Genomic DNA, 23,921 nt, shown 5'->3' with positions numbered 1-23,921 from the left:
CTGCGCGGTCCGGACGCCCGGCGGGGGATCACCCCCGCGTGTGCGGGGAGCAAATGGTGGGGTAGACGGTGGTGTCGGTGAAGCCGGAATCACCCCCGCGTGCGCGGGGAGCAGGCTTTCTGACCTGGGCTTCCGGAGATCAACTGTGCCGCCGGCGGCGCATAGTTGACCGGGTCGCTGCCGGCGGAGTCATACGCATCCCCGGGTAGCCTCAGGCCGTACGGGCCGGGGCGAGGCTGATCAGCCCGCAGCCGTACGCCTTTCCGTGGCCGATGCCCTGCCGCACGGCTGCGCGGAAGGCGTCCGCATCCGTGACTATCAGGTGCCCCTCGAACCGTACCGGCTGAATGGTGATCGGACCTCGATCGCCGGAGCGGGGTTGTCCGGCCTGGGTGAGGCACGGTGACGGTGACACGTCCGGCTGGCCGTTGTACGCGGTCGGCACCACAAAGCCATGCTGGCCCCCTTTCCGGATCAGCCACTCGATCTGTTCCTCGGGCTTGTGCCGGGCGATCCGCATGCCGCGTCGGCGCTTGGCACCCTCTGGAGCTGGCTGTTTCCGGTCTGCGGTACGGACGACGCTACGGGTCGGGTTTCCTACTAAGCGGAACGCGAAGCGCCGCCCAGCGGTGATGGCGTCGAGAAGCGGTTGCAGGCTGCGCACCTGGGCCGGCTCGGTGAGGTAGTCGCCGGCCAAGCGGCTCCAGTCGGGCTTGGAGTCGCTCTGCACGTACTGAACGAAGCCGCGGTGGACGCTGTCGAGCCGCCAGAGTACGGCCTGGGACTGTCGTGCGGGGATGTCGTTCGACAGATCCGGCCATCCGGACATGACGGTCCGGTGCATCTGTCGGAGATCGGCGTGGTCTCGGCGGAAGTCCCGCGAGTACACGTTGACCGTCAACTTGCTGAGGTACACGGGGTGTCCTTCGTGGTGATCAGTTCGTCGGTCAGCGGTACGGATCCGAAACGGACCGTGCGGGCGGCGTACCGACGGTCGTCAGACTTGAATGACAGGGGGACGTCCATCCGCAGCTCGGCGGCCGGGTCTGCCGGGTCGCAGTCGATCACCGTTCGCAGTGGGTCCCGGTCGGCGCGCCTCCGCTCGGCCGTGCAGACTTCAGGTCGGTCTTCCAGCCACGGATGGGTGGCGAGGACCGCCTCCAGCGGCTGATCCGTCAGCCCCAGGCCCGTGCGGGCCTCGTCGTAATGGCCGCTGGCAACCAGTGGACGGGCTGGCGGAAAAGCGCGTCGGCCCAGGAACAGCGGCCAGACCGGTGCCCGCAGCGCATGCTGGATCTTGGCGAGCCGATCGGCATCCTCGCTTTCGAGTACGACGAGAAAGAGCGCATCAGCCAGGTAGTAACGATGACTGAGCGCGGTGCGATGGCCGCCGCCGGTCGTTGTCGGCACGTTCTGGGTGACCTGGTAGTCCCGTTCGAGGATCCCTTCCCGGTCCACCCGGATCCCCATTCGCAGCTGACTCAACTTGACCAGGGACGACGTTCTGTCACGGGGAATTCCGAGGGCGGCGGCGAGCAGGCCGACGACTCCGGACTTGGTCGGCTCCCGGGCGGTGTCGCGGATGCTGCCACGCGAGCGGGTACCCCAGGACTGCATCGGCGCGTCGAGGCAGAGCGCGAGCGAGTACACCGACACTGCCGTCAGACCTTCGTCGCGGCCAGCACCCGGGACACCAATTCGTGCCGGCTGGGTGCGACCTCCTTCTCGGCGAGACCGGCCACATCTGCGCTGATCGAGGCGGCTACCACCGCCCGCAGGTCGTCCTCGCCGTAGAACCGACGCAGCCGGTTGAAGTGGCCGAAGAGCTGTTGGGTCGAGGTCACCATCAGATCGTTGCCGGTCACCGGCTTGAGGAACGCGTTCGCCAGGTTCCAGGCACCCCTGTCGCGCGCAACCACCAGAAGCGTTTCGGGCGGGGTCAACGCCGCCGTCGAGTTCTGCTTGCCGCTCGGTACGGCGTCGATGAACGCCTCCAGCCATGCCCGAGTCGCCCGCGCCACCAGTTCGGTGTCGCCGCGCAGGTTCTCGGTGAGCTGATCGAGGTGCAGGTTGGCGTACCGGTAGTAGCAGGCGGAGTTGAAATCGACCGTGCCGATCATGTCGGCACCGGACTCGTCCTCCGGCTGGAGGTCGTCGACGGCGGTGTAGTAGTCGTACTCGTTGACCACGGCGTGGGTCGAGATCGCGTGAGCGACCTGGGACGCCGCGTTGACGCTGAAGTCCTTGTTGTCGGCGATCATGCGCCCGAAGAGCGCGACATCGACGACGCGGCTGGCATCGAGGATCCGGGCCGCTTCCTCCAAGGTCTGCTTGTCCGGCTTGACCTTGCTCTTCTTCTCCTCGGTGGCGTCCGCCTTCTTTTTCTCGGCCGCCTTGGCCCGGTCCGCCGCGTCGGAAGCCAGCCGATCCCAGTCACGCTCGCAGTAGTCGGCGAGGAGTTTCCCCGCCTCGTTGCCAACGAAGAGGAGGTACTCGGTCAGCGTCTTGCGCCGCTTGTCGAGCCCGAAGCCCAGGGCGAGCAGGCCCGACGACACGACGCCGACGGCCTCCTCGTGGTCCCGGTTGCACTCGTCCCTGAGTAGCCCAGCGGCTCTTTCAACCAGGCGCTTGGTTCGCACCCCGGTCTCGTCGGCCCCTAGGCCGTAGCTATTGAAGAGCAGACGCGCGGCTCGTTTGAGGGACTGGCTGGAGATACGGCCGCGTAGCTGGCCGCCGAAGGTGGCGGTCTTCGGCTGCCCGATGTCGTCCCGGTTCAGGTTGCTCACCGGGAATGACTGGAGCAGATGCAACTCAATGATCACGGGTTCTCCTGGTTAGGCATTGACCGGCTCGGCGGCAACGCCTTTGGCCGGCTCTGACTCGACGGTGGGAAGAGCCTTGGTAGTCCACTTCGGCCGGTGATAGTCCCTGGCCCAGCGCAGCCGGACCCGGTGCGCCTGTTCCGCTGACTCCTGCATGTCGACGATGTCGGTGAGTAGGCGGTGGTAGTCGAGGGCGACGTCTTCAGCGCGCAGCAGCTGGATGGCCTGCCGGAGGTAGTGCGGCAGCGCGGGAAGGTCGACCGAGAGCAGTTGGGTAAAGCGCCGCGCTGCGGACGGACGCTTTTCAACCAGGTCACGCATTGCGTTACCGAGGGAACGCCCTCGGGTCGTCTTGCCATGCGGGTGCAGGGCGAAGAGTCCGGCCACGAGCAGCCAGTGCTGCTGCTCCCGCTCGGGAGGCTCATATGGGAAGACGATGTCGTACGCCTCGGCCTCCTGACGCCCGCCGGTGAAGGATCGCCGCAGCCGGGCCAGCGTGCGACGGGCGTCGGCGGACCTGCGCGGGCTGCCCGAGTCGGCGGCGTAGTGCAGCGCGTAGAGGCCTCGCACGAAGGCTTCTCGCCGCTGGTCCACGGTGAGTGGGGTGTTCATGAGTGGCGTCTCCTACTCGAAGTAGCGAACGAGGTAGCCGTGGTAGGTGTGGATCTCGTGTCTGAGCTGTTCGAGGAACTGCTCGTAGCACTTACCGGCGACCTCAAGGTTGCGTCCCTGCCGAAGTGAGCGCTCCGACCAACGCTCAGCGGCCTCGGTGGCGATCCGCCATATCGCCCGCTCCCAGCCGTCAGTGGCGGGCCTCGGGTTGATTCCTGCTTCCAGTGCTCGGGCAAGGGCTTGCAGGAAGGTATCGAAGGGTCCGGAGAGCAGCGGCCAGTACGCGAGGTCGAGACCAACGGACGCCGCCGCCTTGAACTGCGCGCGGTGCTCTCGATCCATCTGGTTGAGAGCGCTGCCGACGAGGTTGGCCAGCTCGATGCTGTGTCCGATGACCGGGCCGGCTACGGGATGGTCGGCACGGAGCAGGGCCACCGGCGCTGCGACCGTCTCCTCCATGGCCTGCTGCACGACCGAGCCCTTGCTATCGAGCTGCTGCCCGAAGACCCGCAGGGTGTAGACCGCGTTCCGGGGAATCACCCGGTCCATGACCATCCGGGCGACGTGGTCGAGGGTCAGCGGTCGCTGCCAGCGCCGTTCCTCGGACCCGACCGGAGCGAGGAGAAGCTCCTGGCTGAACCGCCACACCCCCCGGTGCTCCTGGAGGCGGACGGCATACCACGGGCCGTACTTGGGTTTGGTCGTTCCGCTCCTGGTGCTGCGTGCCTCCCTGATCTTCGGCCGGCGATGGGCCGCCATCCACTCGTTGTCCTCCAGCTCACCAGACAATCGGGTGCCAGGGGTGATCACCACGCGGTCGACGTACGTCTCACCGTCGACCTGCCGGGGCACCAGCCACACCCGGCGGGAAGGCCAGGTGAGCAGATCGGTCCACCCCTTCGGGGGCCGCTGCTCCGGCTCCGGACGGGGCGGCGGGGCCTCCCACGCAGGGCGGTCGTCCACATCAGTCTTTCGAGGGCTCTCACCTGGTTGATATGGCATGAGATTGAGCAGAAGCGTCTCCTTGAGCGTCCTGCCCTCCACCAGCACCATTCCCATGCTGTTGGCTGGTGCGGCCTGGGAAGACTTGTCCCTGGCGTACGGGGTCTTCATTCCGCCTGGGTCGTACGCCTGAAGGGTCACCAGCCACCGGGCCGCCTCGGCGGGCGAGAGGCGTACCTCGTCCTGGACGGTCGTGTGATCGAAAAGTGTGGTGTTGTTGCCGACCGCCCTGTGCGGCACCAGCTTCGCCGCGCTGGAGGCCGGAACACCGGACACCGCCGGGCACTGGAGGAACGGCCGCTCAGCATCGAACAACTCGAAGCGGTCGGCTTGCAGGCGTGGTAGCGGCTCGCCCGGCCGGGGAGTGGTGGGGTCAGGCAGGCTCTCCGCCCGCCACAACTCAGCCCATTCCTTCTCGTCAGCCGGGCCGTAGACCCGGTGCATCAGCGCCAGGACAAGCCGGTGCAGGGCGGCGGTCATCGGTGGGCTCTGCCCGAGGATGCGGCGGATGCGGTGCGATTCGCTCAGCAGCGTGACAAGGTCGACCTCGTCACGGGTGCCGTCCATTCGCACGACCGGCAGCCATGGCTGCTCGGTCAGGTTGAATCGCACTGGTTCATCCGTTCTGATCGTCGTAGTCAAGGTCCGCATCCGGGCCGGTGATCCGCAGGCCAACGGTCTCGGAGTAGCGCACCGACAAACCGCCAACACAACCGACGCCGTCCCGCACCACGATCGGGCGGGAGTCGTTGAGCCAGGGCGATGCGGCGAAGGCAGCCGGGACCGGAATCGCGCGCAGCGTATCGAGCACCACCGACAGAACTCCCTCAGCAGTGGTGAGGCGGACCGTGGAGTCCAACAACTCGGACAGCAGCTCGTGCTGTGGGATCTCCTCGTCGGCGAGGTCAACGGAAAGCGTGCCCGTCACCGGCACCGTCCGACCGTTCTCGTCGCACAGCACGACCACGTCGACCCAGTCGCTGAACGCCCGACTCTCGCCGTAATCACTCATAGCGGCGGCTCCGTCCGTCCGGCTTACGGGTCTGACCGGTGTAGCGCGGATGCCGGGTGAGTTCCAGCAGCGCATCCGGCTTGATCGGCGGAGGCAGGAAGAGTGCGCTCGCCATGTCCTGGTCGGCTCTCTGCGCCTTGTCGAGCTTTTCCTGCGCGTGCTGCCACCGCGTCTCCCACTCGACTGGGAATGTGATCCGGTCTGGTTCCGAGTAGACGGCGTCCACCAGTTCCGGCACCTCGTCCGGCGTCCTCAGATCCCGCCGGTTCCACAGCAGAGCCCAGGTACGCAGCAACACGGCGTCCTGGTAAGTGCGCGTCGTATGCGGCGGCCATACGGGACCCGCCTTCTTCTCGGTCACACCCACCAGAGCGAGGGTCGGTGGCGCGCCCAGATCGGTCCGACGGAAGCGATGCAGCCGCCCGGCCCGCTGGACCAGGCTGTCGACCGGTGCCAGGTCGCTGGCCATCGCGTCGAAGTCCAAGTCGAGGCTCTGCTCCAACACCTGGGTGCCGACGACGATGTACCCGGCCTGCGGAGCCCTGCTGCCGTTCAGGCCGAAGAGGTCGCGCAACTCCTGCTCGACCTTTGCTCGCGCCGCAGCCGCCAGTTGCCCGGTCAGAGATACAACCCGCGGACGCTCCGGCTCGGGCAGCTCCCCTATTGCTTCTTCGAGCAGCTCCACCGTGTGGTCGACCCGCCGGACGAGGTTGTGCACGACCGCCACACCGTGACCGCCCCGCGCCTGCCGCAGCACCCACCCGGTTAGGTCCGCATCGGCGAGCTGCAGCAGCTCGACACGCCGATCCGAATTGATACTCGACGCTTCCGCCTGCACGACGTCGGGCACGCCCTGATCGTCCAGCCAGACCGCGTGCGGGTAGGTCAGCGCGGGCAGGCACAGCTTGACCTGGTCGGGATGCGATCGTTTGGCACCGGCGTACCAGTGGCGAAACAGTTCCTCTCGGCGAATCCGGGGCAGAGTCGCCGACAGCAGGATCACCGGCACGCCGAGCCAACCCAGCCACCACAGGATCCGGTCCAGGATCGTCGACATGTACACCTGGTAGCTGTGCACCTCGTCAAGAACGATCACCCGGTTGGAGAGCCCCACCAGTGGCACCGGGGCCCACGGGGACCGGATGCCGCCTTGCAGCACGCGGTCGACGGTCCCCACGGCCAGCGGAGCAAGCAGCGCCTTGAGCTTGGTAAACCACTCCCGTACGGCAGCGTCCTGATTGCCGGCGGGATCGTCGGTGCCGACGTTCTCCGGGCTGATCGGCTCGGACCGAGCCATCCGGGCGCGCCGGTCGGCCAGGTGCTCGGCGGCCGTGCCGTGCAGAAGCTTGACCGAGAGTCCCGCGCCGAAGCCCGTCACCAGTTCGTCGACCTCGTCGAACATCTGGTTGCTCGTCGCCCGAGTGGGCATGGCGACGAAGAACCCGGCGAGCCGGAGCCGATCGATCAGACCGACGGTCGCCTGTAGGGCAATCTTCGTCTTACCCTCCCCCGTCGGCGCCTCGACGATCAGGATGCCCGGACGGTGCTTGGAGTCGAACGTCTGCTCGCAAGCCCGTTGCAGAGGACGGGGCTGCTGCCCGAAAAGCTTGGCGAAGCTGAGGTCACCGGCCGGCCCCCACCCGGACCACCCGAGTCGATCGACGACGTGCTCGACCGCACGGTCCCGAGCGAGTTGAAGGTAGGTCACCAGATCGATATCGCTGCCAGCATGGGTAGCCTTGCGGACCGACCCGGAGGCGATCCAGTCGCTCACCGTGGTCAACCCGGCGAGCGCGACCGCGCCGCCGGTCCCCAACCTCACCTCGGACCAGGAGACGGTACGCGGATCAGGCAGCCCCAACAGATCCGCCGTGCGGCAGAACAGTTCCTCGGCCCATCGTGCCCACCGCTGGCCGCCGTGATCCTGCACGGCGGACTCGGCGTTGAGCAGCACTTGGTCTGAGAAGAAGCTGCCGTGATGCGCGCCGACGGCCTGCGCCACAGTCCTGGCCGTGTCGGGCCCTGCTCCCCAATCGAGAAGAATCTGCCGGACGTGATAGCAAGTCAGGATGCCGTGGAACGTGTCGGTACGACCGCCCCCCGCTCTGATGCGAATCAGTCGGCTGGTCTGAGCAGCCGCCTCGGGCGGCAGAAGCTTGGCCGCGACGTCGACCCGCAGTGCCTGGAAAGCCGGTGAGAGCTTGCCGAGATCGTGCAGCCCACACAGCAGTCCAACCCACACAGCGGGTTGACCGCCAAGCGGTGCGAAGGCGGCGCTGAGTTCCGCGCGGCAAGCAGCACTGAGCAGCCGGTCGTAGAGCAACTCGGCAACGACCGCAGTGTCGATCGTGTGGCAGATCAGGGGATGCGGGACGGTTTCTTCGCCCTGCTTGGCGGCGCCGGCCTTGCCCCAGAAGATCCTTACGTCCACCTGCTCAGAGACCGGAGGGACCGAAGGCACGCTTACCCGCCCCGCTTCCGCTGCCAAAACTGCCTGCCAGCCGGCGAGCTGCGGCTGCCGGGCAGTGATTGTCGCGCACGGCAGCCGAGGACGACCGCTCTGACATGCATCATCAAGGGCACCTGTCAGGAAGGTGACATACTGTTGCATAGTCCCCGCTAGGCCGGGGGTGATCCATAGCTCGCCGACGCGGGCACGCCGTGGAGATCATTTCCCCGCGCCCTGCGGGGGTGGGGCCGAGGGAAGCCTCCCTCGGCCCACTCACCACCGAGAGATCACATTCGCACGATGATGTAGAAGATCAAGACCACCAGGCAAATCACCTCCACCTGCGGGAGAGTCACCGAGAGCTGGACGCTGGGGCGGACCGTCACTGTTCCTCCTCTTGAACTAGCTAGTCGAGGCGGTAACGCCTCAGTCGGTTTCCTGCAGATGCGCGAGCGACTGTAGCAAATGGACTGCGAGGCCCGCCTGACCAAGTGCGAGCGGTTCGCGGCACCCAGGAAAGTCGCCCTACCCTGCTTCGCCGTTTACTCCTCGCATACCCGGGGCGATCCCGGACACCGCCGACCTCCGGCCTGTCACAGTCGGCGTTCAGTCGACTACCGTGAATGCCCGCGGATAGCGCGTTCGTGGGCTTCATGGGGGAGGAAGATTGCGGCACGGTCGACGTTCGTCACTGACGCTGCAACTGTCCTTGCTCGTGGTTGCGGTCCTGCTCGAAGTAACAACGAGCCTCGCCACCGACGCCGCAACCAACTCGGGCTTGTTCACCTGGGTGCAGGCCATCGCCGGGCCCGCGCTGATCGTCTTGCTGCTGGTGCTGATCGGCGGCAACGCCCTGATCCTGTGGTGGGAGAACCCTCGTACCTCGAAACCAGTGTGGAACGGCGATCGCTCTCCCTACCCGGGCCTGGCGGCGTTCACCGAGCAGGACGCGGCGGTCTTCTTCGGTCGCGACGACCTGGCCGCGGACCTGGTCCGTCGCATGCATGTGCTCACCGCCGATCCGGCGACACGTTTCATCTGCGTCACCGGCGCGTCCGGCAGCGGCAAGTCGTCTCTGGTGCACGCCGGCGTCGTGCCTCGACTCCGCAGGCACCGGTGGCATGTGTTCTCCTCGCTTGCCCCGGCCGGCGAACCCGTCGGACGGCTCGCGACGCTGGCTGCGAGCCTGACCGGCGGGCAGCGGCAGGCCGCGCTCCGCGAGATGTGGTCGAACCCCAACGCCTTCGCCGAAGCGGTACGCGCCTGGCGGGTCAAGGCCGGCAACCGGCACGGGCGGGTGTTGTTGGTTGTCGACCAGATGGAGGAATTGGTCACCTTGTCCGGTCCGGTCGAGCGGAGGTTGTTTCTCGACCAGGTCGCCACGGCCCTCGGCGCGGATCGCCGGCTGTGGGTGGTTGCGACGCTTCGCATCGAGTTCCTGGCTGAGCTGCTCGCCGGTGAGCACGCGCAGTTGTTGGCCGCACCGCTGGCCGTGGGCACCATGCGTCCGAGCGAGTTGGTGCGCGTCGTCGAGGAGCCGGCCCGGCTGGCGGGGATGAGTTTCGAACCGGGGTTGGTCAACAGAATCGTCGAGGAGACCGGCACCGCTGACGCGCTGCCCCTGCTGGCGTATTTGTTGCAGGAGCTGTATCTGGCGGTCGGCCCCGGCAAGGTGGTCACTCGGCAGGAGTACCAGGAGTCGGGCGGGGTCGCTGGCGCACTGGCACGACAGGCCGACACCGTCTTGGCCGAGCTGCGGACGCGGTACGACGTACAGCTGATCCTGTCGACTTTGCTGCGCCTGGTGTCGATGGACGGTGGGGAACCCACCCGGCGGCGGGTCCCGCTCGGCGAACTCTCCGCAGAGCAACGCCGGATCGTGGACGTCTTCACCGATGCTCGGCTGCTGACCTCGGCCGCCGACGGCGACGCGTACGTGCAGGTGGCGCACGAGGCGCTGTTTCGGCAGTGGGCACCGCTGCGGCAGGAGGTCGAGACCAGGGCGGAGCAGCTGAAGCGACGTGCGGAGTTGGAGCGGTGGGCGGCCGACTGGCAGGGTTCCGGCCGCAGCCCCGACTATCTCCTCACCGGGGACCGGCTGACGTTGGCCGGGCAGTGGCTGGAGGCGATGCGTTCCGCCGGGCAGGACACTCTGGCCGCCCGCGATCTGGTCGACGCGTCTCGCCGCCGCGACACGGCCTTCCTGCGTCGGGTGTCGGAGTCGATCGGCCTGTACGCGCTGACCAACGTCGACCGCTACCCGGAACTGGCCGTGCTGCTGACGACGGCCGCGTTGACCGAATGCCCCACCACCCCGGCCGCCACGCAGGCGCTGATGTCCGCGCTGGCGTTCAGCCACGTCGAGGCCGTGCTTTCCGGACACAAGGACGCGGTACGGGGTGTTGCCTGGTCGTCCGACGGAGGCGCCGTCGCGACCGCGTCCCGCGACGGTACGGCTCGATTGTGGGATGCGCACACCGGCACGGTCTGCGCCGTCCTGCGGGGCCACACCGACATGGTCGAGGCCATCGCCTACTCCCCCGACGCCACCAGGGTTGCCACCGCGTCGAGGGACGCCACCGTCCGGATCTGGGACGCGGCCAGCGGCGACCTGGTCACGGTCCTGTCGTGCGGTGACTGTGCGCGCGGTGTCGCGTTCTCTCCCGACGGCGCCCGGCTGGCTGCCACCAGCCGCGACCGCCTCGTCCACCTGTGGGACACCGCTACCTGGACCGTCCACAGCACCCTAGCCGGACACGCCGACGACGTGTGGGGCGTGCACTGGGCACCCGACTCGTCCCGGCTGGTCACCGCCTCCCACGACAGGACGCTCGTCGTCTGGGATCCGGCCACCGGCCGACCGGCGCGTACCCTGCGTGGCCACCTCGACCTCGTTGAAGCCGTCGCCTACTCGCCGGACGGTCGGTGGATCGTCAGCGGGTCGGCCGACCACACGGTGCGGATCTGGGATGCGGTCGCCGGCACCCAGCACAGCGTCATCGGCGGCCAGCGCGACACCATCTGGTCGGTGGCCTGGACCCCCGACAGCCAGCGGATCGCCTTCGCCGCCGGCGACGGCACCATCCGGGTCTGGGACATCGGCCGATTGCGGGAGGTCGCCGAGCTGCGTGGGCACGAGCACACGGCCTGGTGCGTCACGGTCAGCCCGGACGGCACCCGGATCCTGAGCGGTTCCGCCGACGCCACGGCCCGGATCTGGGCGCTGCACCCGCGCGGTGCCGAACAGGTCCTCCTCGCGGGGCACCGCGCGCCCCTCACCGGGCTGACTGTCGACGGCGAGGGGCACATCGTGGCGGGTTCCTCCGACGGCACCGTCCGCCGCTGGCACCGGGACGGACGCCTCCACGATCTCACCCACACGGTGCCTGCGGGCGTCACCGCACTGGCGAGCAGCGGCGGCAGGCTGGCCGTCGCGGCACAGGACGGTTCGCTGCGGCAGCTCGACGACTCCAACGCCGAGGTGTTGCTCGACGGTGGCGTCGAGTTCGAGTCGTTGGCCTACTCCCCCGACGGTTCCCGGCTCGCCGCAGGGGCGAAAGACAACACCATTCACCTCATCGACGTACGCACCCACACCGTCGTCGGTTTCCTGCGCGGCCACACCGACTGGGTCGGCGCACTCGCCTGGTCGCCCAGCGGCCGTTTCCTCGCCTCCGGCTCCGACGACCGCACCATCCGCGTCTGGGACATGGAGAATCCTGCCATCAGCCGGGTGCTCTCCGGCCACCAGAACTACGTCGACGGGATCGCGTGGGCACCCGACGAACGCCACGTCGCCAGCTGCTCTGCGGACTGGACCGTCCGCGTCTGGTCCCTGACCGACCCGAACGCACCCGCCACGGTCCTCGAAGGCCACAACCGGCGGGTACGCACCGTCGCCTACTCGCCCGACGGCCGCTACCTCGCCTCCGGCTCCGACGACCGCACCGTACGCCGCTGGGACACCCGGGCCGACCACGACGGCCAGGTCATCGGTGTCCACCGCGACTCGGTCACCTGCCTAACCTGGCTGGCCGACGGCTCGTCCGTCGTCACCGGCTCGGCCGACGCCAGCGCCCGCATTTGGGCCGCCAACCCCGACCTCGCGGCGTTGACCGACGCCGCGCGGCACCGGGTGTTCCGGGCGCTCACTGCCGACGAACGCCGCGCCCACCTGCTGCCGGTCAACGAGAGCGGCTAAAGCACCTGCTCCACTGTGCGGACCTCCTCGCCAACGAGGAACTCCCCCGGATCCAGACCGAGCTGCTTCCGCTGCGGCGACGCCCAGTACGCGGCGTTCGCTTCCTCGAACGACTGGTCTCCGTCGTACGAGATGACCCAGACGTGGGCGTCACGCTCCCGGTCCACCCACGACCCGTGGACCTCGAAACCGAACTCCCGCCGCAACGGCACAACCAGGGTCCGCCACGCCTGCACCCACTCGTCCAACCGCCCCTTGCGTACGCTGTAGGTGCGAATCTGCACAGTCCTCACGGCATCTCCATCGTGTCCGGCCACGGGCGCTGCCGCCCGGCGCAACGTGCGCCGCCGCCAGCCCTGCCTCTCCGCGTACGCTGTGATGATCCCCCACGATCGCGCCGCGGCGAGGTTGTTACCTGGCGCAGGCGGCCGAACAGCCGACACACGTCTGAACCATCACCACCCGATACGCTGAAGCCCGAACTTCCGCCGCTTCGTACAACCCGGCGCCCTCCAAACCCAGAGGGACCTTGACGATCTTGAATGGCAAAGTGAAGGAAAACGGCGCACTTGATCTTTAGATGCGCAGGTCAAAAAGCCTGCTCCCCGCGCACGCGGGGGTGATCCGTCTACGATCCGGTCAATCCACTCCCGAACCTTCTGCTCCCCGCGCACGCGGGGGTGATCCGCCGTGCCGCGCCTGGGCGCTCAAGCAGTCCAACTGCTCCCCGCGCACGCGGGGGTGATCCCCCACCCAGCGCGATGAACCCGAGCGGCTCCCACTGCTCCCCGCGCACGCGGGGGTGATCCTGGTCGCACCGACGCGCCTACCGAGTGCTAAGCCTGCTCCCCGCGCACGCGGGGGTGATCCCCAACGAAGGATTTCGTCCTGGACGGCGCGAACCTGCTCCCCGCGCACGCGGGGGTGATCCCCAGCGGAAGATCCGACCATTGCGGCGGAGTACCTGCTCCCCGCGCACGCGGGGGTGATCCGCTGGCCACGCACACCCGCAGCGGCGCCGACGGCTGCTCCCCGCGCACGCGGGGGTGATCCCAGCGGCCGGATGATCTCGTGTTCCTGCCAGGTCTGCTCCCCGCGCACGCGGGGGTGATCCCTGTGTCAGCAGGTACGGCAGCTCGGCGGCACCCTGCTCCCCGCGCACGCGGGGGTGATCCCGCAACTGGTCAGTCGACGCCCACACGAACGGCCTGCTCCCCGCGCACGCGGGGGTGATCCGCTGCCGCTGCCGCTCTACGAGCGCCTCGACAACTGCTCCCCGCGCACGCGGGGGTGATCCCATCGAGTTGAGGTAGACGACCTGGTGGTCGTACTGCTCCCCGCGCACGCGGGGGTGGTCCCCCGGATGCGTGGCTGTCGGAATGTGGGATGTCCTGCTCCCCGCGCACGCGGGGGTGATCCGTTTCAGGCAATGATCGCCCATTACAGCGAAAACTGCTCCCCGCGCACGCGGGGGTGATCCCACCTGGTCCTTGTCGTTCCACTCGACGTCCCCCTGCTCCCCGCGCACGCGGGGGTGATCCCAGTACGCCCGGCGCGCACAGTCCCCGGCGGACCTGCTCCCCGCGCACGCGGGGGTGATCCGGGATCCCCGCGTCGACCAACGTGGTCGGCGTGCTGCTCCCCGCGCACGCGGGGGTGATCCCATCGTCGCGGCCGAAAACGCGCTGACGGGCACCTGCTCCCCGCGCACGCGGGGGTGATCCGTACCTGGAGACACCCATGCACGACCCCGTGGCCTGCTCCCCGCGCACGCGGGGGTGATCCGCCGAACGAGCCGCCGGCCGCGCCGGTCCCGGTCTGCTCCCCGCGCATGCGGGGGTGATCCCTCGACGCCCCCGCCGTCGCTGGTGAACCGGTCCTGCTCCCCGCGCACGCGGGGGTGATCCCTGGCGCACACTGAAGTGCGATAACTCGGGCCCCTGCTCCCCGCGCACGCGGGGGTGATCCCTGCTCACACATCACCTCGGCACTGCTGCTCTGCTGCTCCCCGCGCACGCGGGGGTGATCCGTAGTCCGTGGGCCGCGGCGAATTGGCGTAGGCCTGCTCCCCGCGCACGCGGGGGTGATCCCCTAGATTTCTAGGTCAACCAGGCCGTTGAGGTCTGCTCCCCGCGCACGCGGGGGTGATCCTGCGCAGCCGCACCCGCACGGCCCGGGCGGACCCTGCTCCCCGCGCACGCGGGGGTGATCCCTCCTCGCCGGAGCTGATCCCGTTCTTGTCGTACTGCTCCCCGCGCACGCGGGGGTGATCCCGGTGGAAGCGGCTCGCCCTGGACTTCGGCTGCCTGCTCCCCGCGCACGCGGGGGTGATCCCACGACCTGCAACCGGCCGTTCTGGTGGTCGCCCTGCTCCCCGCGCACGCGGGGGTGATCCGTTCAGCCGGATCCGCGGATACCGGGCCTCGTCCTGCTCCCCGCGCACGCGGGGGTGATCCCTCGCAGCAGATCGTTCGGGCGTTGGCGGAGCGCTGCTCCCCGCGCACGCGGGGGTGATCCCTCGCGCCCCCCCGGGATCGACCACGCCACCTTGCTGCTCCCCGCGCACGCGGGGGTGATCCTCTCCGCCGATCCGATTGGTCGGGCATGTAACTCTGCTCCCCGCGCACGCGGGGGTGATCCTCAGCCGGCGTCCGGGTGGGCCGGCGTGCTGATCTGCTCCCCGCGCACGCGGGGGTGATCCCGAGCAGGCAGACGCGGCCGGTCCGGTAGGCCACTGCTCCCCGCGCACGCGGGGGTGATCCGTGGGAGCGCGGCGAGCGGACCCCGTCGACGCTCTGCTCCCCGCGCACGCGGGGGTGATCCCTGGATGGTGTCGATCACGTTGAACGGGCCGTTCTGCTCCCCGCGCACGCGGGGGTGATCCCTGGATGGTGTCGATCACGTTGAACGGGCCGTTCTGCTCCCCGCGCACGCGGGGGTGATCCCTTGTAGCCGCCCTTGTCGGTCTTGATGTCGGCCTGCTCCCCGCGCACGCGGGGGTGATCCCGCCATCCTCGGGCTACTCGAAGCCCGCCACACCTGCTCCCCGCGCAGGCGGGGGTGATCCCCAGCCGAGCGAACAGCCGGCGGGCAAGCCGGCCTGCTCCCCGCGCACGCGGGGGTGATCCCGTGGATCTCAACTTCCGGGTTCCGATCGCGTTCTGCTCCCCGCGCACGCGGGGGTGATCCCCAGATGGACCCGCCGAGCTTGCCGGCTGCGTCCTGCTCCCCGCGCACGCGGGGGTGATCCGGATCCGGTGGGCTGGGTGCGGGGCAAGGTCGACTGCTCCCCGCGCACGCGGGGGTGATCCCAAGATTGGGTGGTACCTGCGGTGAGGCTCAAGCTGCTCCCCGCGCACGCGGGGGTGATCCGCGATCAGCACCACGTGTCCCGCACCGGGTTTGATGGAGACATCAAACCCGGGGCTTGACAGGGGAGATCCGCGGACATGTCGAGCCGCAGAAATCGAAGACTTCTGCTCCCTGCGCACGCCGTGAAGCGAACGCGTTTTCCCCGTGTCGTGGGGAAGTTCCCTGCCGAAGGTTGAATGGGTAGCGTCGGGTCATAGGCGTCGATGGGTACGGCTGAATCGGGGACGGTGGGGTGTCCGAGGGAAGAGCGGAGAGCCTGCGTCAGCAGCAGGCGGCGCTGGCTGCCGAGTTGCGGTCGGCGGGGAAGACGTGGGTTGAGGCAGCCGAGATCTTCCGGACGAGGTTTCGGCTCAATCCGCGGGTGGCCCTGCGGGCGGTGCGGGGATGGAGCCAGGCGCAGGCGGCCGAGGAGTGGAATCGGCGCTGGCCCCACGAGTCCAAGACCTTCAAGAATTTCTCCTATTGGGAGATCTGGCCGGGCAAGAGTGGCCACTCGCCGTCACACGACAATCTGGCCCGTCTGGCCGAGATCTACGAATGCAGCGTCGCTGACCTGCTGGCCGACCTGCCGGATTTCCGTCACCTTGATTCCGCCGCCCGGACGTCCTTGGCGGTTTCCTCGGACTCGACCGGCGGCGTCACGAGTGGAATCATCGTGCCAGGTGAGGCAGAGACCCTGCTTCACGATCTGCTCGGCCGCCACACCGGCATCGAGGCGAGTGTTCCGCCAACAGCGGACGCCACTGGCCTGTTCCACCGGCCCGAGGAGATCGACTTCGGGAAGCTGGCGCAGGTCATTGTCATGTGGATGCAACGGATACCGCACTCCAGGGCCCGCAGGGACATGCTGGGCAAGCTGACGGCTGCGTTGGCGGTTGCCGCCGCAGCGCCGCTGGCCGAGCTGCCAGGTGCGGCTGAGCCCGCGAGCGCCGCGTCGGTGCCGGAGGTCAGCAGGTTCGACCCGGCGACGCTGGCGCACTGTGAGGCGATGATGCCCCACCTGCGGAAGCAGGGGGACGTGCTTGGGGCGGGTTCGACGTTGCCGAGCGCGTTGGCCTATCGGCGGATCGCCGAGCAGCAGGCGAGGGTTGCACCGCCTGGTGCACCTCGCGACCGGGCGGTGGCGGCGTACGCCGAGCTGACCCAGTTGGCCGGGTGGCTGTGTTTCAACATGGGCAACTACAGCGCCGCTCAGCGCCTGTACGACGATGCGCGGGCCGCAGCTCACGAGGCTCGGGCCGTCGAGTTGGTGACCTACGTCCTGTGCACGATGAGTCATCTGGCGACCTGGCAGGGCAAGCCTCGGGTGGGGATCGACCATGCGGTTGCCGCCGCTTCCTGGGCCGAGCAGAGCGACAGCCCCTACGCCCGCGCCTACGCCGCCGATGTGGCCGTGCGCGCGTTGACCGCCGACGCGCAGGCCGCACGGTCGCAGGAGTTCCTCGACCGTGAGTACGCCGCCCTTCAGGCGGCGTTGGCCGAGCCCGGCGAACGCCAGTCGTGGTGGTACTTCTACGACGAGTCGTTCTACTGGAGCACCAGCGCCCAGAACGCCTTGAAGTTCCATGGGGCAGACGAGGTGCTCGCGGCGACAGACCGAGCACTCATGCTCAGAGACCAGGGAAACCTGCACGAGCGGTCGTTCCGGCTACTGTTTCGCGCGGAAGCGTTCGCCCGACAGCAGAACATCGGACTCGCCTGCCGAACCATTACCGAGGTCGTGGAACTAACCTCAGTGAACTCTTCCCGCCGTATCGAGCAACGAGTGCAGGAACTGCGGCGCGGACTCGACCCGTGGAAGCGCACACGCGGCGTGCGAGAACTCGACCAGGCGATCCGCGCCTATCGGTCGCAGCCCGCCGGCTAGCGCAGCGGGAGCACGAACATGGCGTACTCACGGTAGTAGGCCCCCGGCCGCCCAGGAATACTGCCCACTCGCTGCCAACCCCACCTCTCGTAGAGCGCGTGGGTCGCGATCGCCACCGGGTTGGCCGTCAGCGTGGCGCGTTCCTCGCGGCGGCTGTGCAAGAACTCGTCGTGCAGCCCTCGCCCGACTCCCTTGCCCTGCCACGCCTTGCGTACCTCGATCTCGGCCAGCACGACGGTTCGCTCGCCGCCGCGTTCGTCGGTGAAACCCGGCTCGGGAGCCGGGTCCAGTCCGGCGAACCAGTCACGGTCCTGCCGCAAGCTGTAGCCGAAGACGAATCCAACCAGCTCATCACCCGCCCTAGCCGTCACCAGCTCGTAGTTGCGGGCACCCAGCGCGCCGGTGGCACGGTCCCGGAAGGCGTCTGTCTTGATCGTGGAATCCTCGCCGGGCACATGGCCGTAGGCGTCGGCGTAGACCTCACACAGCTTGTCCATCAGGCTGGCGGCAGTGTCAGCATTCACCCGGGCGTACGTCACGTCGGTCATGCCCATCACCATACGTTCCTGCTGTTTCCCAACATTCCCCGCAGCGTAGGGAGATTTGGGCCATAGCCGCGTCGATGGAACGTGCTTCTGCCACCGACAGGAATTGCCCGCCGGACCAGGAAGTTTGCGCCCAGCGATTCACGGTCCACTTGGGTGTTCTGACGCCGGCGAACAGCGAAGAGTGAATCTCGGCAAGTGCATCAGCATATCGGGGACGAGAACACGACTGCTCAGAATCATCCCGTTCCTGACATGCCGCACGAACAGCGTTGTCGAGAAGGGAAGACAACCGTGGTCGTTGTCCGGAGGCCGGCGTGATGGCTGACTCGGGGTTGTCGTGGGTGGCTGTTCGTGGGGTGCATGAGCGGGCCAGCGATCATTTCTGGGCGTTCATGGAGGACCGGAGCGTGCGGTTTCTGCCGCACCGGTATGCGGCGATGTTCTTCACGACGCTCGGTCAGGTGATCGCGGGGCGGGACGACCCGGCCGGGCGGCGGGCGGCCCTGGCGGTGCTTGGGCGGATGTACCAGCGGTTCGGGCTCCAGCCGTATCACGAGACCGCGATCAGTGCCGCGTTGGTGGACACGGTGTGCCGGTTCGCGGGTACCGCGTGGGATCCGTCGTTGATGGGGCACTGGGAGCGGGGTTGTCGGCGCGCGTTGCGGGTGGTGGAGCGGGCGGCGGGGGTGATCGGCGACGGGCCGCAGGTCCTGGTCGGTGAGGTCGAAGCGCGTACCGAGCCGGTTGCCGGGGTCGCGGTGGTGACGGTACGGCCGGTGCGGCGGCTGCGGTTCCGGCCGGGGCAGGCGGTGCCGGTGGGTACGCCACGGTTGCCCGGTGTGTGGCGGTGGTACTCGCCGGCGAACGCGCCTCGGCCGGACGGGAGGCTGGAGTTCCACGTCCGTGCTGTCGCGCGGGGTGTGGTGTCGCCGCTGCTGGTGTCGGAGGTGACGCCGGGCGAGACGCTCTGGCTCGGGCCGCCGGCCGATGTCGGGCTGTCGGTGGCGGCGTCCGGTGGTGCCGATCTGCTGCTCGCGGCCGGTGGTACGGGGCTGGCGCCGCTGCGGGCGATGGTCGAGGAGGTCGCCGCGGCCCCCGGCGGACGGCGGGTGATGTTGGTGGTGGGGGCGCGTACCCTGTTCGACCTTTACGACGCGGTGGCGCTCGACAAGCTCCAGGACGCCCATCGGGGCTGGCTCACCGTCGTGCCGACCTTCTCCGACGACCCGGCGGTGGACCCGGCCGCGCAGGGTGACCTGCTCACGGTGGCCCGCTACCACCATCGGCCGGGGCAGGCGGTCTATGTTTGCGGGCCGCCGGCGCTGATCGAGGCGGCCCGGGTGCGGCTGCCCGCCACCGGGGTCGCCGCCGGGGACCTGCACCTGGCGGTCACCTTCCAACGTGCCCTGGACTCGGCCCGGTGGGGGCAACCGCCACCCCGCCAGCCCGCACCGCAGCGGGACCAGTGCGCCGGTGACCGGCCGGCGGAGGCGTGACGTGCGACTTGTCGAGGGCACGGCCCGCCGGGCCACCGGCGACGATCTGCCCGCGTTGACCGTGCTCCTCGCCGCCGAACTGGCGGCGGGACGGGCGGCGGCGTGGCTGGTACCGGAGACGACCCGCCGCCGGACGGTGCTGCCCGCGTACGCCCGGTTCGTGCTGGCGCACGGGTTGGCCCACGGCCAGGTCGACACCACCGACGACCGCGACGCCGTGGCGGTCTGGTACCCCCGGCTCGATCCGCCCCCGCCGCCGGCGGCGCTGCCGTTCGGGCTGCACCAGGCGCTCGGCCCGGACGCGGACCGGTTCGCCCTGCTGCACTCGTACGCCGACGCGGTGCACCCGCACACACCGCATCACCAGCTCGCCCACCTCGCCGGTGACGAGCGCGCCGGGGGCGAGCTGCTGGCCGCCCAGCACCGGCTGCTGGACCCGCACGGGCTGCCGTCGTACGCCGATGTCGTCACCGACCGGCCCCGGGACGGCCTGCTCGCGCGGCTCGGCTACACGCCGCGGACGCCGATCCGGCTCGACGGCGGTGGTCCGGTGCTGTGGCGGATGTGGCGGACCGTGCCCCACGACGACTGCGACGGCGGCGTCATGCCCCGCCGGCTCCGCGTGCACCGCACCCCGGTACACCGACACATTCAACGCCAGGAGGACATTTCATGCCGACCCTGACCAGCTCCGCGCACGTACCGGTGGCGCTGGCCCGCAGGACGCTCACCCCGTTCGGGTTGTGGGTGTTCGGGGCCGCCGCCTCGGCGCCACTGGTGGTCCTCGCCGGCGGCATCCCCGCGACCTACGCGACCACCCGGGTGGTGGCCCTGCCGTTGACGTTCCTGCTGGTGGCGGGTGCGGTCGCGCTGCTCGCGGTGGGCTACACCGCGATGGCCCGGCAGGTCGGGCATCCGGCGGCCTACTACGGCATCGCCGCCCACGGCATGGGTCGCGGCGCGGGCGTGGCCGCCGGCCTGGTCGCCCTGGTCGCCTACAACGCCATCCAGACCAGCCTGTACGGGCTGTTCGGCGCGACGGTCGCCGCCACGCTCGGTGGCGCGTGGTGGGTGTGGGCCGGCATCGCGCTGACCGTCGTCGGGGTGCTCGGCGTACGGGCCATCGTGCTCTCCACCCGGGTCCTGGTCGCCGTGCTGGCCGCCTCGCTGCTGGTCGTCGCCGTGTTCGTGCTGGCCGCCGTGGGGCGACCGGCCGGCGGCGAGCTGTCCTGGGCCGGGTTCGACGCGTCGGGGTTGGCGGTCGGCGGCATCGGCGGCGCGGTCGCGTTCTGCGTGGCCGCGTTCATGGGCGTGGACGCACCGGGCTCACTGGTCGAGGAGACCACCGACCGCCGGTCGGTCGGCCGGGCCACCATCAGCGCGGTCGTCGTACTCGGCGGGGTGTACACCCTCACCGCCTGGGCGATGAGTGTCGCGGTCGGCCCCGCCGCGGTCGCCGACGTGGCCGCCGATCCGGCGGTCGGGTTGCCGTTCTCGGTGCTGGCACGCGTGGGCGGCGGGTGGGTGCCGCTGGCGGAGGTGATGCTGGTCCTCGCGATCGTCACCTCGATGCTGGCCTTCCACAGTGTCGTCGCCCGGTACGTCTTCGCGATGGCCCGCGAGGGCGTGCTGCCCGCCGGCCTCGCGCACGCCGGCACCGGCACCCGGGTCAGCGCGCCGCGCGGCGGGTCACTGGCGCAGACCACCGTCGCGGCGGTCGTGGTGGGCGCGTTCGCCCTCGGTGGCGCCGATCCCGTCGCGGCGATGTTCACCTGGCTGTCCACGTTGGGCGCGATGGGGCTGCTCTGCCTGCTGCTGGCCGCCTCGGCCGCCGCGATGACCGCCCCGGCCGCCGTGCGCGGCCGTCGGCCCGGCCTGTGGGAGTGGCGGCTGGCCCCCGCCCTGGGTGTGTTCGGCGGATCGGCGGTGCTGGCCGCGATGATCGGCAACGTCGGGTCGCTGCTCGGCGCCGCACCCGGATCGCCGTACCCGTACCTGCTGCCCGCGATCATCGTCGCCGCCGCCGTCACCGGCGGACTGTGGGCCGGGCACCTACGGTCCACCCGCCCCGACGTGTACGCCGGCATCGGTCGCGGCACGCCGACGACCCACGCCGTACCCGACACCATCAACGTCTCGATCTGAGAAGTGCAGCCGATGACAACTCACGCAGCCACCGTGTCGCCGCAGGCCCGTCGATGGGCGGACCTGCGCCGGCAGATCATCTTCCGGGCCAAGCGACTGAACGTGGGCCACCTGATCGAGGCAGACCAACGGTACGGGCAGCGCGACGCGCTCGGCCCGCACGGGGTGATGCTGTTCCTCGTCTCCGACGCCCCGACCGAGCCGCACGGCTACCGGCTGCACACCGCGTACCGGCTGTGGCTGGCCTCGCCCGAAGCCGACGACCTCCCCCGGCTGCTCAGCGACCTGGCCGACATCGCGGCGGAAAACGTCGCCCGCTGCACCGCCGCCGGACGCCGCTGGCATCCCATCGGACCGGAACGGTCGATGGTCAACGGCGGCGACATGAGCCCGCCCGCCGGCGCGGTCTACGTCGGCGTCGGGGTCACCACCCTCGACACCGACCACGGCCGCTGGCAACAGGTCGCCCGGACGCTACGCGACGTGCCGGTCGGCGGCCGACGCCTGTCGGCCTTCGACCTCAAGGGCCAGTGCTACACGCTGCTGACCGACGGCACCGCCCTGCACATCGACCGTGACCCGCACGCCCGCCTCGGCGTCGACGGCATCCGCTGCACCAAGACCCTCGACCCCGACCGGGTCACCCACTACAACCCGCATCACGACCTCACCGAGCAGGGCGACCACGACACCCGCGAGGTGTGGCGGAAACTCGGGCTGCTGCACAACGTGCTCACCGCCCACCTGCTGCCGGGGCGGCAGCCGTGACCGACACCCCGACCCTCGCCGAGGTCGTCGACCTCGGCCGTGGACAGATCGACGTCGACGCCGTACTCCGCCAGCTCGTCGACCGGGCCGACACGGCCGCACCGACGAGCATCGGCTTCCCCGGCGCCGTCGACCTCGACCACACCGAGGTGATGGCCCGCCTCGGCCGGCGGCTGTGGAACAACATCGGCGACCCCGCCACCGACCCCGGCGGCGCGGCCCACACCAAGGCCCTGGAACGGGCCGTGATCGCCTGGGTCGCCGAAACGCTGGCCATGCCCGCCGACGACCGATGGGGGTACGTCACCACCGGCGGCACCGAGGGCAACCTGGCCGCCCTGCACGCCGCGCACCGCCGCCACCCGCGAGCGGTCGCCTACCACTCGACCGCCGCCCACTACTCCATCCCGAAAATCCTCGACATCCTCGGCGTACGCCGCATCCCCGTCCACGCCCACCCCGACGGCGAGCTGGACTACGACCACCTCGCCGCGCAGATCCGACGCCGCCCCACCCGGGCGGCGATCGTCGTCGCCACCGCCGGCACCACCATGACCGAAGCCGTGGACGACACCGACCGCATCCACGCCATCCTGGCCCCGCACGCCCCCGGCGGGCACCTGCACGTCGACGCCGCCCTGTCCGGCGTCCCACTCGCCCTCGACGGCCGGCTCCGCCTCGACCACACCAGCGGCATCGACAGCATTGCCATCAGCGGCCACAAGTTCTTCGGTACGCCGACCCCGTGCGGGGTCGTCCTCATCCGCGCCGGCATCCGCACCCCCGGCGGCCACGTCACCTACACCGACACCGTCGACACCACCATCACCGGCTCCCGCTGCGGCCTCGCCGCCGCCCTGCTCTGGCACGCCATCGCCACCCACGGCCGGGAGGGCCACCGCTGGCGGGTCAGCGAGGCCCGACACCTCGCCGGGTACGCCGTCGACCAGCTCACCGCCGCCGGCTGGCCCGCCTGGCGTCACCCACACGCCTTCACGGTCGTCCTCGACACCCCGCCCGAGCAGGTACGGAAGAAGTGGCTGCTGGCCACCGACGGACCGATGAGCCACGTCATCTGCATGCCCGGTGTCACCAAGGGCCAGATCGACGCCCTGGTGGCGGACATCCGCGCCGCCGCCCACCCGACGCCCGCCGCATCGCTGCCACGCCCACGCCTACCGGTCACCCCGCAGGCCGTGCGCTGAGCCCGCTTTTCTCGGTGGTCACGCTGTCCCGGGCGTCGGCGGATCGACGCATTTACTTTTAATAAAGTTAACGATAGCCTCCCCCCATCGATGAGGAGGCATGCCATGCGACGTCCACCCGTGCCATCCGCCCTGCTGGCCACGGCCGCTCTGGCCACCGCCACCCTGGTCGCCGTCGTGGCGGCGCTACCGGCCGCCGGCAGCTTCGCCGCCACCCCCACCGCAGCCGGCGCGCCGATCACCATCCTCGCCGCCTGCACGGCACCGACCTGGGCCGAGGGCAACACCTACCAGGCGGGCAGCCGGGTCACCTACAACGGCCGGACCTACCAGGCCCTGGTGACGCACACCGCGCACGTCGGAGCGGGCTGGAACCCGGCCGCCACCCCGTCCCTCTGGACCGACCTCGGCCCGTGTGACGG

Annotated in this window: 17 protein-coding genes and 1 CRISPR repeat array; of the genes, 8 read left to right on the top strand and 9 right to left on the bottom strand. The window is 69.7% G+C overall.

Annotated elements, in window-relative coordinates; translation table 11 throughout:
* Nucleotides 1-211 precede the first annotated feature (211 nt).
* Genes cas6e through cas3 form a run of 7 tightly spaced genes read right to left on the bottom strand, consistent with a single transcriptional unit; the run spans nucleotide 212 to nucleotide 7,879 of the window.
* Nucleotides 212-916: a type I-E CRISPR-associated protein Cas6/Cse3/CasE gene (gene cas6e, locus C1I95_RS12135; protein ID WP_111213908.1), complete on the bottom strand. Its 705-nt coding sequence runs from the start codon at nucleotides 914-916 to the stop codon at nucleotides 212-214.
* Nucleotides 898-1,650 carry a type I-E CRISPR-associated protein Cas5/CasD gene (cas5e, locus tag C1I95_RS12130; protein ID WP_267900695.1) on the bottom strand — a complete coding sequence of 251 codons (753 nt, stop codon included), beginning with the start codon at nucleotides 1,648-1,650 and terminating at the stop codon, nucleotides 898-900. The genes cas6e and cas5e overlap by 19 nt, the downstream gene beginning before the upstream one ends.
* An 11-nt stretch (nucleotides 1,651-1,661) precedes the next feature.
* The gene (gene cas7e / locus C1I95_RS12125) at nucleotides 1,662-2,822 is read right to left on the bottom strand and encodes a type I-E CRISPR-associated protein Cas7/Cse4/CasC (RefSeq protein ID WP_111213906.1); all 1,161 of its coding nucleotides are present in this window, start codon (nucleotides 2,820-2,822) and stop codon (nucleotides 1,662-1,664) included.
* A 12-nt stretch (nucleotides 2,823-2,834) separates the two neighbouring features.
* Nucleotides 2,835-3,434, bottom strand: a complete 600-nt coding sequence (gene casB / locus C1I95_RS12120) for a type I-E CRISPR-associated protein Cse2/CasB (RefSeq protein WP_111213905.1) — start codon at nucleotides 3,432-3,434, stop codon at nucleotides 2,835-2,837.
* A gap of 12 nt (nucleotides 3,435-3,446) precedes the next feature.
* Nucleotides 3,447-5,048: a type I-E CRISPR-associated protein Cse1/CasA gene (gene casA, locus C1I95_RS12115; RefSeq protein WP_199523716.1), complete on the bottom strand. Its 1,602-nt coding sequence runs from the start codon at nucleotides 5,046-5,048 to the stop codon at nucleotides 3,447-3,449.
* 4 nt (nucleotides 5,049-5,052) lie between these two features.
* Entirely contained in the window at nucleotides 5,053-5,448 is a 396-nt protein-coding gene (locus C1I95_RS12110; protein ID WP_111213903.1) for a hypothetical protein, read from the bottom strand.
* On the bottom strand, nucleotides 5,441-7,879 hold the full coding sequence (gene cas3 / locus C1I95_RS12105; RefSeq protein ID WP_158566380.1) for a CRISPR-associated helicase Cas3': 2,439 nt from the start codon (nucleotides 7,877-7,879) through the stop codon (nucleotides 5,441-5,443). Before cas3 ends, C1I95_RS12110 begins: the two co-directional genes overlap by 8 nt.
* Nucleotides 7,880-8,612: 733 nt before the next feature.
* Between cas3 and C1I95_RS12100 the strand changes: the two genes are divergently transcribed.
* Entirely contained in the window at nucleotides 8,613-12,098 is a 3,486-nt protein-coding gene (locus tag C1I95_RS12100) for an nSTAND1 domain-containing NTPase (protein ID WP_438941304.1), read from the top strand.
* Here the strand turns inward: C1I95_RS12100 and C1I95_RS12095 are convergent.
* On the bottom strand, nucleotides 12,095-12,391 hold the full coding sequence (locus C1I95_RS12095; RefSeq protein WP_111213900.1) for an NIPSNAP family protein: 297 nt from the start codon (nucleotides 12,389-12,391) through the stop codon (nucleotides 12,095-12,097). The two genes, C1I95_RS12100 and C1I95_RS12095, sit on opposite strands and share 4 nt — an antisense overlap.
* Nucleotides 12,392-12,696: 305 nt before the next feature.
* Nucleotides 12,697-15,470: a CRISPR direct-repeat array (repeat unit 28 nt; unit sequence CTGCTCCCCGCGCACGCGGGGGTGATCC).
* Nucleotides 15,471-15,702: 232 nt separating this feature from the next.
* On the opposite strand from C1I95_RS12095, the gene C1I95_RS12090 reads away from it, so the two are divergent.
* Entirely contained in the window at nucleotides 15,703-17,337 is a 1,635-nt protein-coding gene (locus C1I95_RS12090) for an NsdA family TPR-like regulatory protein (protein ID WP_111213899.1), read from the top strand.
* Here the strand turns inward: C1I95_RS12090 and C1I95_RS12085 are convergent.
* Nucleotides 17,334-17,885, bottom strand: a complete 552-nt coding sequence (locus C1I95_RS12085) for a GNAT family N-acetyltransferase (protein ID WP_233513617.1) — start codon at nucleotides 17,883-17,885, stop codon at nucleotides 17,334-17,336. The genes C1I95_RS12090 and C1I95_RS12085 overlap by 4 nt on opposite strands.
* 407 nt (nucleotides 17,886-18,292) lie before the next feature.
* On the opposite strand from C1I95_RS12085, the gene C1I95_RS12080 reads away from it, so the two are divergent.
* The 6 genes from C1I95_RS12080 to C1I95_RS12055 all read left to right on the top strand — a co-directional run.
* Complete coding sequence (locus C1I95_RS12080; RefSeq protein ID WP_233513614.1) at nucleotides 18,293-19,381, top strand: FAD-binding oxidoreductase; 1,089 nt, start codon at nucleotides 18,293-18,295, stop codon at nucleotides 19,379-19,381.
* A gap of 1 nt (nucleotide 19,382) precedes the next feature.
* The gene (locus C1I95_RS12075; protein WP_233513612.1) at nucleotides 19,383-20,066 is read left to right on the top strand and encodes an N-acetyltransferase; all 684 of its coding nucleotides are present in this window, start codon (nucleotides 19,383-19,385) and stop codon (nucleotides 20,064-20,066) included.
* Nucleotides 20,054-21,526, top strand: a complete 1,473-nt coding sequence (locus C1I95_RS12070) for an APC family permease (protein WP_111213896.1) — start codon at nucleotides 20,054-20,056, stop codon at nucleotides 21,524-21,526. Before C1I95_RS12075 ends, C1I95_RS12070 begins: the two co-directional genes overlap by 13 nt.
* A 12-nt stretch (nucleotides 21,527-21,538) precedes the next feature.
* Complete coding sequence (locus C1I95_RS12065) at nucleotides 21,539-22,294, top strand: hypothetical protein (RefSeq protein ID WP_233513611.1); 756 nt, start codon at nucleotides 21,539-21,541, stop codon at nucleotides 22,292-22,294.
* Nucleotides 22,291-23,499 (top strand): histidine decarboxylase, encoded by a 1,209-nt coding sequence (locus C1I95_RS12060; RefSeq protein ID WP_111213894.1) that lies wholly within the window; start codon nucleotides 22,291-22,293, stop codon nucleotides 23,497-23,499. Before C1I95_RS12065 ends, C1I95_RS12060 begins: the two co-directional genes overlap by 4 nt.
* Nucleotides 23,500-23,604: 105 nt before the next feature.
* Nucleotides 23,605-23,921 (top strand): carbohydrate-binding protein (locus C1I95_RS12055; protein ID WP_325048814.1); only part of this gene is annotated, 317 nt, incomplete at its 3' end.

Source organism: Micromonospora craterilacus (genome assembly GCF_003236315.1).
GTDB lineage: Bacteria > Actinomycetota > Actinomycetes > Mycobacteriales > Micromonosporaceae > Micromonospora > Micromonospora craterilacus.
Note: the sequence above shows the minus strand (reverse complement) of the source record. Positions and strands in the feature narration are given on the sequence as shown.

Coding starts and splice junctions, on each gene's coding strand:
- C1I95_RS12085 (WP_233513617.1), bottom strand. CDS start 17,885: ATGACCGACGTGACGTACGCCCGGGTGAATGCTGACACTGCCGCCAGC.
- C1I95_RS12070 (WP_111213896.1), top strand. CDS start 20,054: ATGCCGACCCTGACCAGCTCCGCGCACGTACCGGTGGCGCTGGCCCGC.
- casB (WP_111213905.1), bottom strand. CDS start 3,434: ATGAACACCCCACTCACCGTGGACCAGCGGCGAGAAGCCTTCGTGCGA.
- C1I95_RS12065 (WP_233513611.1), top strand. CDS start 21,539: ATGACAACTCACGCAGCCACCGTGTCGCCGCAGGCCCGTCGATGGGCG.
- C1I95_RS12110 (WP_111213903.1), bottom strand. CDS start 5,448: ATGAGTGATTACGGCGAGAGTCGGGCGTTCAGCGACTGGGTCGACGTG.